Origin of the sequence: Nitrosomonas sp., assembly GCF_040256045.1 — a bacterium.
Taxonomy (GTDB): Bacteria; Pseudomonadota; Gammaproteobacteria; order Burkholderiales; family Nitrosomonadaceae; genus Nitrosomonas.
This window is the reverse complement of the sequence record NZ_JBDZWD010000001.1, coordinates 34,560-49,123: the sequence shown is the minus strand read 5'-3', so window position 1 is coordinate 49,123 and position 14,564 is coordinate 34,560. Positions and strand designations below refer to the sequence as shown.

The 14,564-nt window shown below is 46.7% G+C and carries 11 protein-coding genes; 10 read left to right on the top strand and 1 reads right to left on the bottom strand.

Annotated features, from left to right (window positions below):
* The first annotated feature begins 14 nt into the window (after positions 1-14).
* From nuoG to nuoN, 8 genes are all read left to right on the top strand, one after another.
* Positions 15-2,420, top strand: coding sequence for an NADH-quinone oxidoreductase subunit NuoG (gene nuoG, locus ABUL11_RS00215; protein WP_350281852.1), 2,406 nt, complete (start codon positions 15-17; stop codon positions 2,418-2,420).
* A gap of 23 nt (positions 2,421-2,443) precedes the next feature.
* On the top strand, positions 2,444-3,544 hold the full coding sequence (gene nuoH, locus ABUL11_RS00210; protein WP_350281851.1) for an NADH-quinone oxidoreductase subunit NuoH: 1,101 nt from the start codon (positions 2,444-2,446) through the stop codon (positions 3,542-3,544).
* A gap of 13 nt (positions 3,545-3,557) precedes the next feature.
* Positions 3,558-4,046, top strand: a complete 489-nt coding sequence (gene nuoI, locus ABUL11_RS00205) for an NADH-quinone oxidoreductase subunit NuoI (RefSeq protein WP_350281850.1) — start codon at positions 3,558-3,560, stop codon at positions 4,044-4,046.
* Positions 4,047-4,063: 17 nt separating this feature from the next.
* On the top strand, positions 4,064-4,669 hold the full coding sequence (locus tag ABUL11_RS00200; RefSeq protein ID WP_350281849.1) for an NADH-quinone oxidoreductase subunit J: 606 nt from the start codon (positions 4,064-4,066) through the stop codon (positions 4,667-4,669).
* Between the two features lie 56 nt (positions 4,670-4,725).
* Complete coding sequence (nuoK, locus tag ABUL11_RS00195) at positions 4,726-5,031, top strand: NADH-quinone oxidoreductase subunit NuoK (protein ID WP_350281848.1); 306 nt, start codon at positions 4,726-4,728, stop codon at positions 5,029-5,031.
* A gap of 65 nt (positions 5,032-5,096) precedes the next feature.
* Positions 5,097-7,043, top strand: coding sequence for an NADH-quinone oxidoreductase subunit L (nuoL, locus tag ABUL11_RS00190; RefSeq protein WP_350281902.1), 1,947 nt, complete (start codon positions 5,097-5,099; stop codon positions 7,041-7,043).
* Positions 7,044-7,128: 85 nt separating this feature from the next.
* Positions 7,129-8,610, top strand: a complete 1,482-nt coding sequence (locus tag ABUL11_RS00185; RefSeq protein ID WP_350281847.1) for an NADH-quinone oxidoreductase subunit M — start codon at positions 7,129-7,131, stop codon at positions 8,608-8,610.
* Positions 8,611-8,673: 63 nt separating this feature from the next.
* Complete coding sequence (gene nuoN / locus ABUL11_RS00180) at positions 8,674-10,119, top strand: NADH-quinone oxidoreductase subunit NuoN (RefSeq protein ID WP_350281846.1); 1,446 nt, start codon at positions 8,674-8,676, stop codon at positions 10,117-10,119.
* Between the two features lie 32 nt (positions 10,120-10,151).
* Here the strand turns inward: nuoN and ABUL11_RS00175 are convergent, their stop codons facing one another.
* Positions 10,152-11,252, bottom strand: coding sequence for a PQQ-dependent sugar dehydrogenase (locus ABUL11_RS00175; protein ID WP_350281845.1), 1,101 nt, complete (start codon positions 11,250-11,252; stop codon positions 10,152-10,154).
* A gap of 109 nt (positions 11,253-11,361) precedes the next feature.
* On the opposite strand from ABUL11_RS00175, the gene htpG reads away from it, so the two are divergent.
* Positions 11,362-13,284, top strand: a complete 1,923-nt coding sequence (htpG, locus tag ABUL11_RS00170; protein ID WP_350281844.1) for a molecular chaperone HtpG — start codon at positions 11,362-11,364, stop codon at positions 13,282-13,284.
* Positions 13,285-13,489: 205 nt separating this feature from the next.
* Positions 13,490-14,539, top strand: coding sequence for a hypothetical protein (locus ABUL11_RS00165; protein WP_350281843.1), 1,050 nt, complete (start codon positions 13,490-13,492; stop codon positions 14,537-14,539).
* Positions 14,540-14,564: the final 25 nt, after the last annotated feature.

The following is a 14,564-nucleotide window of genomic DNA, read 5'->3' as shown; positions in this document are numbered from 1 at the left end:
GGGATTTATTGCTGATGATTAATATTGAAATTGATGGCAAACAGGTAACCGTTGCGCAGGGTAGTACCGTAATGGATGCTGCCAGGCAGCTCGGGGTCTATATTCCCCATTTTTGTTATCACAAAAAGTTGTCAATAGCGGCTAATTGCCGGATGTGTCTGGTAGAAGTCGAAAAAGCGCCTAAGCCGTTACCTGCATGTGCAACACCGGTAGCCGAAGGGATGAAAGTATCGACACACTCTCAGCAGGCGGTGACAGCACAAAAAGGGGTGATGGAATTTCTATTGATCAATCACCCACTGGATTGTCCGATTTGTGATCAGGGAGGAGAGTGCCAGCTGCAGGATCTGGCTGTCGGCTATGGTTCAAGTGGTTCCCGTTATCAGGAACCCAAACGGGCCGTGACCAACAAAAATCTTGGCCCGCTCATAGCAACGGACATGACTCGCTGTATCCACTGCACGAGGTGTGTTCGTTTCGGCCAGGAGATCGCCGGAATCATGGAGCTTGGAATGGCTGGCCGAGGAGAACACTCCGAGATTCTGACGTTCGTCGGCAGAGCGGTTGATTCTGAACTTTCCGGTAATGTAATCGATTTATGTCCGGTTGGTGCACTGGTCAGTAAGCCTTTTCGCTATTCAGCAAGAACCTGGGAGTTATCGCGCAGAAAGTCGATCAGTCCACACTGTGGATTGGGTAGTAATCTGATCGTACAAGTGAAGAAAAATCGGGTCATGCGAGTACTCCCGCGTGAGAATGAGGCTGTCAATGAATGCTGGTTGTCGGATAAAGACCGGTTCTCTTATGAAGGACTGAATTCGGAAGACCGTTTGACGGTACCAATGATCAGAAAATCCGGACAATGGCAGGTATGTGGCTGGCAGGAGGCTTTGGCTTATGCTGCGGAGGGCATCAGTAATGTGATTAAAAAGCAGGGCCCTCAGAGTGTAGGTGCATTAGGATCTGCCCATAGCACGTTGGAGGAGCTCTACTTACTGCAAAAACTGATGCGTGGATTAGGGAGTCACAATATCGATCATCGGGTGCGCCAATCTGATTTTCGTACCGATGCCGTATTGCGAGGAACGCCATGGCTGGGAATGCAAATTGCCGAGATTTCACAGTTGAAAGCAATATTGGTCATTGGCAGCACACTGCGCAAAGACCATCCGCTACTTGCCCAACGGATGCGCCAAGCGGTAAAACAAGGGGGGCAGTTAAATCTGATCAATCCATCAGGTGATGATCAGTTGACTACGGTTACCCATTGCGCGATTGTTGCTCCTTCAGCCATGCTTGACATGGTATTACAGGTACTTAAAGCAGCAGCAGAAATCAAGAATGTTCCTGTGCCGGGGCATATTAAATCTGCTGCAAATGCAGTTGAAGTTTCTGAAGTTGCACGGGGAATTGCGAATAGTCTCATCAACCACGCTCCGGTGGCTGTTTTTCTGGGTAATCTTGCTCAGCATCACCCTCATTTTTCTGATTTACATTGTGCGGCACTGGCTGTTTCAAAAATAACTGAGGCACGGTTTGGTTTGCTGGGTGAAGCTGCAAATAGTGTGGGAGCCTATTCTGTGGGTGCGTTACCATGGAGTACTGGGGCTAATTCTGTAAATAAAACTGTATCCGAGAACGTTGGTTTAAATGCGGGACAGATGCTGGGGTTAGGCGTGCCCGATGGTGAATCAGCCTGTAGTGCTTACGTACTGTTGAACCTTGAGCCGGAACTGGATTGTTATGATACGGGGCGGGCACTTAAGGTAATGAATCAAGCTGAATTTGTAGTTTCATTAAGCAGTTACGAAGGAAATATTCCTGATTATGCAGATGTTATTTTACCTGTTGCTCCTTTTACTGAAACATCCGGTACTTTTGTTAATACTGAAGGAAGAATACAAAGTTTCAGTGGTGTAGTACCTCCTCTCGGCGAAGCACGTCCTGCCTGGAAAGTCTTGCGGGTATTGGGAAACCTGTTACAGCTGGAAGGGTTTGATTACGATTCATCAGAACAGGTTCGTACAGAAATAGTATCTGCAGAAGAAGAATTTGTGTGTGGCTTGAATAATGCATTGGAAGCGTTTTCAGTCTCGGGGAACTATCAAAAAAATAGTGGCATTGAAAGGATTGGTGAGATACCAATTTATCAGGCTGATCCAATCGTAAGGCGGGCAGGCTCATTACAGAAAACACATGATGCTGCACTGCCCGTTGCGTTTGCTTCACCCATCCTGCTTAATAAATCTGGAATACAGGCAGGTGAAACAATCAAAATAAAACAGCAGGATGAGACGATTCAGCTGGAAATTTCTGCCGATACTAACCTGCCTGATAATTGTATCCGACTGGCATGTGCTCACTCACAGACATCTAGATTAGGCGGGATGTTCGATGAAATCGAGCTTGAAAAATTATAGAAATCTAGATCGGGATTTGATCAATGGATAGCTTGCAACCATTATTTGAGCAATTATTTGGCAGTGAGTGGGGAGAACCTTTCTTTCTGTTGATAAAGAATCTATTACTGATCCTGGCGATTGTCATTCCGTTACTTCTGGCAGTTGCTTACCTTACGTTTGCAGAAAGAAAAGTTATCGCTTATATGCAAGTCAGGGTAGGGCCAAACAGGGTAACTTTCTTTGATATCCCTTGGTTGCGTGGTTGGGGACAGCCTATAGCCGATGCCGTCAAGGCGATCATGAAAGAGATCATTGTCCCGACAGGCGCTAATAAATTCCTGTTTCTGCTTGCACCGGTTCTCGCCATAGGGCCTGCATTGGCCGCCTGGGCTGTTGTTCCCTTTTCGCCGGAACTGGTGCTGGCGGATATCAATGCAGGCCTGCTTTATATTCTGGCCATGACATCGCTGGGAGTTTACGGTGTCATCATTGCTGGCTGGGCATCAAATTCAAAATATGCTTTCTTGGGAGCTATGCGCTCTGCTGCACAAGTCGTTTCATATGAGCTGGCAATGGGGTTTGCACTGGTCTGTGTATTGATGATGTCTTCAAGCCTCAACTTGGGAGATATTGTGGCGGGTCAGCAGGGTAGCAGTTTTCTGAACTGGTACCTGATCCCGTTATTCCCGATGTTTCTGGTTTATTTTATATCCGGTGTGGCTGAAACGAATAGGGCACCTTTTGACGTGGCGGAAGGGGAATCAGAGATCGTCGCCGGCTTCCATGTGGATTATTCAGGCATGGCCTTTACGGTATTTTTCCTTGCTGAGTATGCCAACATGATTCTGGTTGCAACTTTGGCCAGCATTATGTTCTTGGGCGGCTGGCTGCCCCCTGTGGATATTGCTCCTTTTAATCTGATTCCTGGAATGGTGTGGCTGCTCCTGAAAATAGCCTTCATGCTGTTCTTTTTTCTCTGGTTCCGTGCTACTTTTCCGCGGTATCGTTATGACCAGATCATGCGACTGGGCTGGAAGGTATTTATCCCGCTCACCCTTGTCTGGATTGTATTGCTGGGCATGGTGATGCAATTGCCAGAGACTGTTCGGCAAAATTTCCCGTTGAATCTCTGGTTTAACTGAGAGTAATAGCGAAATGGAACGTATCAAACAGTTTTTTAAATCCTTTCTGCTGGTTGAAATGCTGAAAGGAATGAAAGTAACAGGGCGTTACCTGTTTGCACCCAAAATCACTGTACATTACCCGGAAGAGAAAACACCTCAATCACCTCGTTTTCGGGGGTTGCATGCGTTGCGCCGTTATCCTAACGGAGAAGAACGTTGTATTGCATGCAAGCTGTGTGAGGCTGTATGTCCTGCCCTGGCGATTACTATCGAATCAGAACAGCGTGACGATGGTACGCGCCGGACTACCCGTTACGATATCGACATGATTAAATGTATTTTTTGTGGATTCTGTGAGGAAGCCTGTCCGGTTGATGCGATTGTTGAGACTCGTGTCCTGGAATACCATGGCGAAATTCGTGGAGATCTGACCTATACGAAAGAGATGCTGCTGGCAGTGGGTGACCGCTATGAAGAACAGATAGCCAGAGACAGGGCAGCAGATGCTCCTTATCGCTAACAAACAGATATAAGTTTATGAATTTACAGGATTTCGTTTTTTATAGCCTGGCGAGTGTAGTGGTCATTGCTGCACTGGGAGTGATTACACTGCGCAATCCTGTTCACTCGGCGCTATTACTGGTGCTCGCTTTTGTGACATCTTCCGGGTTATGGTTACTGCTTGAAGCAGAATTCCTGGCCATTGTTCTGATTCTGGTATATGTCGGTGCAGTCATGGTGTTGTTCCTGTTCGTGGTAATGATGCTGGATATCAATTTGGAACGTATGCGGGAGGGATTCTGGAAGTGGTTCCCGTTTGGTGCCGTACTGGCCCTGATTATGACAGGTGAGATAGGGATGGTACTGATGAGCAAGCAATTCGGACCTGAAAATATACAAATTTCAGCTCCCAAATCAGCGGACTACAGTAATACGAAAGAATTGGGACAATTGCTTTATACCGACTACGTATATGCTTTTGAATTGTCAGCCGTTATTCTTCTGGTGGCAATGATTGCTGCCATTGCTATAACATTGCGTTATCGAACAGATAAAAAATCTTCGAATGTTTCAAAACAAGTAACTGCTAGTCGTGAAAAACGGTTAAAAGTTATATCTATACCAGCAGAAAGAAAAGAATAACTTTTGCTCAGGATCCCCATCTGTTTCCTATTTTCTTCATCTAAAAGGTAATCATCTTGGTATCGTTATCACATTATCTTGTGCTGGGTGCTCTCCTGTTTGCCATTGGGGTCGTTGGTATTTTTCTCAATAGGAAAAATGTCATTATTCTGCTGATGTCGATTGAATTGATGCTATTGGCCGTCAATATGAATTTTGTCGCTTTTTCACATTTTTTACAGGATACGGCAGGGCAGATTTTCGTATTTTTTATTCTGACTGTCGCTGCAGCTGAAGCAGCCATCGGATTGGCTATTTTAGTTGCTCTATTCAGAAATCTGCACACTATTAACGTAGATGATCTGGATGAATTAAAAGGTTGAGCATTCCCTGTTTCTTTGAGATAAAAAGCAATTTGTTAAACCAATTCTGGTAATTGATGGCTTACATGGAAAATCTTTATTTACTGGTTCCAATGGCCCCTTTGTTGGGAGCCATTATTGCTGGCCTTTTCGGGCGACGGGTTGGTTTGATATGGAGCCATCGTGCAACGATCATTTTAGTGGCGCTGTCACTTATCTCCTCCATCATTATTTTTATCGATGTACTACAGGGGAATACTTATAACGGCAGTGTCTATACCTGGTTGACATCTGGTGAGACGATATTTGAAATCGGCTTTCTGATAGATACCTTGTCTGCCACGATGATGGTCGTGGTGACCAGTGTATCGCTCATGGTCCATATATACACGATCGGGTATATGCACGGAGATCCCGGGTATCAGCGCTTTTTCAGCTACATTTCGTTATTTACATTTTCGATGCTGATGCTGGTGATGTCCAATAACTTCCTGCAGTTGTTTTTCGGCTGGGAAGCTGTTGGATTGGTTTCTTATCTCTTGATCGGATTCTGGTACACCCGTCCCACGGCAATCTATGCGAATCTGAAAGCTTTTCTTGTCAATAGAGTCGGAGATTTTGGTTTTTTGCTTGGGATTGGTCTGGTACTGATGTATTTCGGTACATTGGATTACGAACTTGTGTTTGCTCATACAACGCATATGGCATCCCGTTCAGTCGAAATATGGCCTGGCCAGTCCTGGATGTTGATGACTGTTATCTGCCTGTTGTTATTTGTCGGGGCGATGGGTAAATCTGCCCAGTTTCCCTTGCATGTCTGGCTGCCGGATTCAATGGAGGGGCCCACGCCGATATCCGCTTTGATACATGCTGCCACTATGGTGACAGCCGGTATATTTATGGTGGCCCGTATGTCGCCACTGTTTGAGCATTCTGAAGCTGCACTGTCGACCGTTCTGGTAATAGGAGGTATTACGACGCTGTTTATGGCGTTGGTTGCAGTAGTTCAGAATGATATTAAACGGGTTGTCGCTTTTTCTACTTTGTCGCAGCTTGGTTATATGACAGTCGCACTGGGTGCATCCGCATACTCAGCAGCTATTTTTCATTTGATGACGCATGCCTTTTTTAAGGCTTTACTCTTCCTTGGGGCTGGCTCGGTCATCATTGCGATGCACCACGAGCAGGATATGCGCAAGATGGGAGGGCTTAGAAGGTATATGCCAATTACTTTTGCGACCATGTTTATTGCTGCTTTGGCCAGTGCCGGAGTCCCCGGATTTTCAGGTTTCTTTTCCAAAGATGCGATTATTGAAGCGGTGCATTTTTCCCAGCTTCCCGGGTCGGGCTTTGCCTATTTCTGTGTATTGACAACGGTTTTTGTTACTGCATTGTATACCTTCAGGCTGATGTTCATGACTTTCTATGGTGAGCCACGAATGGATAAGCATACGCGGGAGCATTTACATGAATCACCTTGGGTAGTAACAATTCCGCTGGTCGTGCTGGCTGTTCCAACTGTCGCATCAGGGTGGTTGATTGGTATGCTGCTTTTTGGAGATTATTTTGCCGGGGTTATTGAAATACAGGAACAGCATGATGTGGTGGCGCTCATGAAAGAACACTACACAGGTATAGTGGGCATGATGGTCCATTCATTGATGACACTGCCCTTCTGGCTGGCGATGGCCGGTATTTTTACTGCCTGGTTCCTGTATCAGTATAAGGTCGAACTGCCGGGGAAAATTCGGAAAATTGCCGGCCCTGTTTATACTCTTCTGGATCGCAAGTACTACATCGATGAATTTTATTCATGGCTGTTTGCGGGTGGCTTGCGTTCCCTGAGTAGTGTTCTCTGGAAATACGGAGATATCAAAGTTATTGATGGTTTGATGGTGAATGGTTCTGCAAAAGCTGTTGCATGGTTTTCTACGGTAGCTCGTCGATTCCAGTCAGGATATATCTACCATTACGCATTCAGCATGATTGTAGGTGTTTTCGTGTTGATGAGTCTGTGGCTGTTTCATTTCTAGGATTCAGGGAAGAAGTAGTTTTTACTGTTGCTGACTCTCTGAGATAAATAATACGCATTGATATGCAATTTGAGACGAAAAGATCATGTTGTTTGGATTTCCGCTGTTAAGTCTGATTATCTGGCTGCCAATTATTTTCGGTTTGATCGTATTGATAATGGGCGATCGGAATATACGGACTGTACGCTGGTTCTCCCTGATTGGGGCTGTGGCCGGGTTTCTGGTAGCTCTTCCTCTCTACAGCGGATTTGATCCGTCGACCAGTGCAATGCAGTTTACGGAACATCTCGTCTGGTTTGAGCGGCTCAATGTTTTCTACTCTCTGGGAGTGGACGGAATATCGATGCCGCTGATCATTCTGAACTGCTTTATAACCCCGATTATTGTGATTGCCGGATGGGAGGTGATTCAGGAGCGTGTTGCTCAATACATGGGAGCATTTCTGATCATGTCCGGTGTCGTCAATGGTGTATTTTCCTCCCTGGATGCCGTGTTGTTTTATTCGTTCTGGGAAACTTCACTCATACCGATGTTCATTATCATCGGTGTATGGGGAGGACCTAACCGGATTTATGCTGCCATAAAGTTTTTTCTTTATACTTTGCTCGGCTCATTGTTGATGCTCGTTGCCCTGATTTATCTGTATCAGACTTCAGGGGGGAGTTTCTCGATTCTGGACTATCATCATCTGCCTTTACCGATGACGGCACAGATTCTGATATTCATTGCATTCATGCTTGCATTTGCGGTCAAGGTGCCGATGTGGCCGGTACATACCTGGTTGCCCGATGCACACGTTGAAGCACCTACCGGAGGATCTGTCGTACTGGCCGCCATCCTGCTGAAACTGGGTGGATATGGATTTCTCAGATTTTCTTTGCCCGTGGCTCCGGATGCAAGCCAGGAGCTGTCGGGAGTCCTGATTGCTTTATCCCTGATTGCAATTGTGTATATTGGTATCGTTGCGTTGATGCAGCAGGATATGAAAAAACTGATTGCGTATTCGTCGGTCTCCCACATGGGGTTCGTGACATTGGGTTTTTTCCTGTTTAATGCATACGGAATCGAGGGAGCCATGGTACAGATGATTTCTCACGGATTCATCTCAGGCGCAATGTTTCTGTGCGTAGGCGTCCTGTATGACCGCCTGCATTCTCGCCAGATTGCAGATTATGGTGGTGTGGTGAACAGGATGCCGGTATTTGCGGCACTGTTCATGCTGTTTGCAATGGCCAATGCCGGATTGCCGGGTACCAGTGGTTTTGTCGGGGAATTCATGGTCATCATGGGATCCATCGAAGTCAATTTCTGGTATGGCTTCTTCGCGGCACTCACTTTGATACTCGGTGCATCCTATACTTTATGGATGTATAAAAAGGTCATATTTGGTGAAGTTACCAACAGTAATGTAGAAGGGATGCAGGATATTTCCTCACGTGAGTTTCTGATCCTGGCTATTTTGGCGGTAATGGTTCTGGGGTTTGGTATCTATCCGTTACCACTGACTGAGGTCATGCATGTCACGGTTGATAATCTACTTGAACATGTCTCACGTACCAAGCTTTGAGATATTTGAATAATATTTTTGGATGATGAAGGTTTTTTCCTGACCGGGAATTAAGGATTTTTCATGGATTTTCTGTTACCTGACTTTACACCAGCCTACCCTGAAATTTTCCTGCTGTTCATGGTTTGTGTGGTGATGCTTGCCGATTTATTTGCTGGTGAGAGAAATCGCTATCTGGCGTTTTATTTATCTTTACTGACACTTGCAGGATGTGCACTGGTTACTTGTGGAATTTATTCCACAGAAGTTCGATACACATTCTCTGGCATGTTCGTCGGTGATGCGATGTCAGATACGCTGAAGTTGCTGATTTATGTGACGGTTGCAGCGGTATTGATCTACTCCCGATCCTATATCAGTACCAGAGGATTGTTGAAAGGTGAGTTTTTCAGCCTTGCACTGTTTGCAACGTTGGGCATGATGGTCATGGTTTCGGCAAACCACCTGATAACCCTTTATCTGGGGCTTGAGCTTCTGTCTCTTTCACTGTATGCCATGGTGGCATTACAGCGTGAATCAGCCGTTGCAACCGAGGCTGCCATTAAATTCTTTGTCTTGGGTGCACTGGCCTCCGGTTTTCTGTTGTACGGTATGTCCATGCTATATGGTGCGACCGGTACGTTGCATTTGCCGGAGTTGGCAAAAGTCATTGGTTCCGGTCAGGCAGATCATGAAATTTTTATCATTGGACTGGTTTTCGTTGTTGCAGGCATCGGTTTCAAGCTGAGTGCGGTACCGTTTCATATGTGGGCACCGGATATCTACGAAGGTGCGCCTACGGCAGTTACTTTATTCATCGGATCAGCACCCAAATTTGCCGCATTCGGTTTTGTCATGAGATTGCTGGTGGAAGGGCTGGGGGATCTCGTGACTGACTGGCAGGGGATGCTGGTATTACTGGCGGTTGCTTCCATGGCTGTGGGGAATATCGTGGCGATCGCACAGCAGAATATTAAACGGATGCTGGCATATTCCACTATTTCACATATGGGTTTCGTTCTGCTCGGTTTTATCGCAGCGGGAGAAAATGGCTACAGCTCGTCCATGTTTTATGTGATCGCTTACGTGCTGATGACCTTAGGCGCGTTTGGCATCATCATGCTGGTTTCGCGAGAGGGATTTGAAGCGGATAAGATCAGTGATTTCAAAGGGCTTAACCAGCGCAGTCCATGGCTTGCTTTCATGATGTTATTGGTAATGTTTTCGATGGCTGGTATTCCACCCATGATCGGATTTTACGCAAAACTCTCTGTGTTACAGGCCGTGCTGGAAGCGGGGTATGTCTGGCTGGTAGTGGTTGCAGTCATGCTTTCCCTGATAGGTGCGTTTTACTACCTGCGCATCATCAAATTTATGTATTTCGATGCGCCGGAACAAACCCAGCCGATTATATTCAAGCCAGACGTTAAAGTGCTTGTTAGCGTGAATGGTCTGGCCATCATATTGCTGGGCATGTTCCCTCAGATGCTCATGGGACTGAGTCTATCCGCTATTCAGCATTCCATGTGATTCGGGCTTGAACTGGCAGGTGAAGACAGTTCTTATGGTTGCTCGTAGCTGATACGGTAAACCACACCCGCCATATCGTCCGAGACCAGCAACGCGCCATCCGGCATTACCAGAACATCAACCGGCCTGCCCCAGGCTTCGTTTTCCTGCAGCCAGCCTTCAGCGAAAATTTCTTTTTTGGCGACTTTATTTACCTCGAGTTGCACCCATTCGAGGCGATAGCCGATTTTTGTACTGCGGTTCCATGAACCATGCTCTGCAATGAAAATGCCATCATGGTATTCAGCAGGGAACAGGGTCCCGGTGTAAAATCGCATTCCCATGGGAGAAACATGAGGATCAAGTTCAGTGACAGGAGAGATGAATTTATTACAATCATGCTTTGCTCCGAGTTTGGGATCAGAAACTTCCCTGCCATGACAATACGGAAAGCCGAAATTCAAGCCTTGAGCAGATGCATGATTCAGCTCATCGGGCGGTAAATTGTCTCCCATCCACTCCCGGCTGATATCGGTAAACCATAGCTCTTTAGTGACGGGATGCCAATCAAATCCTTCGGTATTACGAATACCTTTTGCGAATACTTCATAATTTGTACCATCAGGTCGGATACGTGATATCAGGGCATAATGTTCCAGATCTGTCTCACAGACATTGCAGGATGAACCAACCGGGACATACAGCCAACCATCCGGGCCAAATGCGATGAAACGCCAGCCATGGTAGGTTTCCTTGGGGTAATCGGTCGTTATAATGTGCGGCGGTAAAGGCTGGTCGAGTGTGTTCTCGATATCATCGAAACGCAGGATCCTGTTGACAGAGGAGACATATAATGCCCCATCATGAAATGCGACTCCATTTGGCATTTTAAGCTTGCTGGCAATGATTCGGACCTGGCGTTTTCCCGCCTTTTCCGTGATGGCATAAACGTTACCGGCTGATTTTGAGCCGACAAATACTGTTCCTTTGTCACCCAGTGTCATAGTGCGTGCATCCGGTACATTCGCCCAGACACTGATGGAAAAACCTGGCGGTAACTTGATTTTGTCGAGTGGCAGTTCTGGCGCCTGAGCGTTGATTTGAGAAGTAACAGCACACAGCGACACCAGAAAAATAAAAGATAACAATTTCATACAAATCTAACAAAGTGAAAAATTGCGGAATAAGGGTTTCGAAGTTGAAACAGCTTGAAATCAGAAAATCTGACCGCACAATGTTAGCGTATTTTTAAAGGAGGAAAGCATGCAAACTGCGGAAAACATCGAACATTTGAACTTTCAGGCTGAAGCCAACCAGCTTTTGAAGCTGATGATCCATTCCCTGTACAGCAATAAAGAAATATTTCTGCGAGAGTTGATTTCGAATGCATCAGATGCGGCAGACAAGCTGCGGTTTGAGGGGTTGTCCGATGCGGCGCTGTACGAATCCGATCCTGATCTTAAGATCCGTATTGCTTACGATAAAGAGGCTCGCACCATCACGATTACCGATAACGGTATCGGTATGTCCAGACAGGAAGTGATCAACAATATCGGGACTATTGCTAAATCCGGTACGCGTGAATTTTTTGATTCACTGACGGGTGACCAGGCCAAGGATGCCAACCTGATCGGACAGTTTGGTGTGGGTTTTTATTCGGCATTCATTGTTGCGGATAAAGTAACCCTGACTACGCGTCGCGCCGGATTGACAACCGAACACGGTGTGCGCTGGGAATCCGGGGGGGAGGGTGAGTACACGCTGGAAACTGTAGAAAAGTTGGGTCGAGGTACTGAAATCGTTCTGCATTTGCGGGAAGGAGAAGATGAACTGCTGAGCAGTTTTCAGCTGCGTTCCATCATCCGCAAGTATTCTGATCACATTACGCTTCCCATAATCATGAAAAAGGAAGTGTGGGATGACGAGAGCAAATCGTACCGGTTGAGTGACGAGGATGAGACCATTAATCAGGCCAGCGCGATCTGGGCGCGGCCAAAGAATGAAATTACGCAGGAGCAGTACGACGAATTCTATAAGCACGTTGCTCATGATTTCGAACCACCACTTGCTCATGTGCATGCCCGAGTCGAAGGTAAGCAGGAATATATCCAGTTGCTGTATATCCCGGCTCATGCCCCGTTTGATCTGTTTGATCGTGAACATCGCCATGGTCTCAAACTTTACGTCAGGCGGGTATTCATCATGGATGACGCGGAGAAACTGTTGCCGGGATATTTGCGTTTTGTCCGCGGTATCATTGATTCCAGTGATCTGCCTCTGAATGTTTCGCGTGAGATTCTGCAGGAGTCGAAAGATATCGACAGTATTCGTGCAGGCTCGGTCAAGAAGGTGCTGGGACTGATCGAAGAGCTTGCCACGAGTGACAAGAGTGAAGATCAGGAAAAATTCAAAACCTTCTGGCGCGAATTCGGCCAGGTGCTGAAGGAGGGAATTGCAGAAGACTATAGCAACCGCGAGCGTATCGCCAAGCTGTTGAGATTCACTTCGACACATGATGAGCGTGAAGAACAGACTGTTTCGCTGGATGATTACATTGCCCGGATGAAGCCGGAACAGGAAAAAATCTATTACATTACTGCTGACGGCCTGAAGGCTGCCCAAAGCAGCCCGCATCTGGAGATATTCCGTAAGAAGGGAATTGAGGTACTGCTGTTGTGTGACCGTATCGATGAATGGCTGGTGGCTAATCTGAATGAATATGCGGGCAAGTCTTTACAATCCATTGCCAAGGGTGATCTGGATCTGGGCAAACTGGAAGACGAAGAAGAAAAGAAAGAGCATGAAAAAGAGGCAGGGGATTTCCAGGAATTGACAAACAAAATGAAGGAAGTGCTGGGCGAACAGGTCAAAGATGTGCGTATCACCTACCGCCTGACAGAATCACCCGCCTGTCTGGTGGCTGATACTCATGATGTGAGTGGCAATCTTGGGCGTTTGTTGAAATCTGCCGGGCAGAAAGTTCCGGACAGCAAACCCTTCCTGGAAATCAATCCGCATCATCCCATGATTCAGCGGTTGAAATATGAAGAAGCCAAGTTTGCTGACTGGAGCCACATTCTGTTTGATCAGGCTTTACTGGCCGAAGGAGGACAGCTTGAAGATCCGGCCGGTTTCGTCAAACGGCTGAATGATTTACTACTGCAAAACGTCTTGAGCGGAAAATGAAGTAGCAGAGATGTGTCGTCCATTTACCGTGAATTCACTTGATGAGTGTTGGTAATAAGTTCAACTCATTAATCTCAGGAGGAGAAATAGAGTGAAAGGTGGCTCTATTTCTCCAGCTTGACATCCCGATAATTCATCGTATACCTTCTCAATCTCGAAAAGAGAACGATTGGTTTACTTTTGTCTGGAGAAGAGGAGAAACAGAATGAAAGACAGCTCTGTTATGAAATTTTGTGCTGCGTTACCAGTTTTAATACTGGCAAGTAATCTGTCATATGCCATGCCGGGCATGCATGGAGCCGAGGATAATGGAGTGACTGAGCCGCCGGCTGCATCGAAAGATATGGGCGCACCCATCAACTCGCCGGGTTCGGAAATAGAGATTACTTACAGTGCCGATGGTAAAACAGCTATTTTTGTTTCGACCCGCGCGGGCAGTGTCGAATCCCTTGGCACTCCTTACAATTTCGATATATGGATGGCGCGTAATGTGGATGGTGTGTGGCAGGAACCTGTTCATCTCGGTGCTGACATCGATCCGACGGTAGGGCCGAATATCAATACAGCAGCCTGGGAACTGGAGCCGAGTTTCTCGGATGATGGCAATGTCATTTATTTCACGAGATATGAACCGGGTAACCTGCTGTCGGGCGATCTTTATGTCGTTCAGAAAGTGAATGGTGTATGGCAGTCGGCCAGAAACTGGAACGATGTTCCGGAACTTCCCAGTATCAATACGCCGACCGGCGAAGAGCATTGTCCGATCATCGTTTCTGACAGCCTGATTTATTTCAACTACAGCCAACCCGGGATCACCCAGGAGAGTGATATCTGGAAAGTCGAGAAGAAGAATGGTGTATGGCAGAAACCGGTGAGCCTGGGGGCGAAAATCAATTCTCCGCAGCGTGACCACATGCACTGGACCGGGGTATCGAAAGATGGCAAAAGTATGGTCATCACCAGCACACGGATCGATCCGGATTCCCGGGGTGGGCACGATATGTGGATCTCACATCAGGATGCCAGGGGAGAATGGCAAAAACCGATCAATCTCGGTGATGTCATCAATACTCCGGGTGAGGAAATGTGCTGGACTTTCACGCCTGATGGTAAGAAATTTACCGGCAGCTGGGGACCACAAAACACGTTTGATACGGATATCCGCTGGATAAGCAAAGAGGATATTCCCTTGTTGAAAACATTCGAGCCGATCGGTCCTCTATCCAACCTGCTTATCAACAGCAACAAAGGCTGAATCAGGATTTATAAAAGCGGTTGAG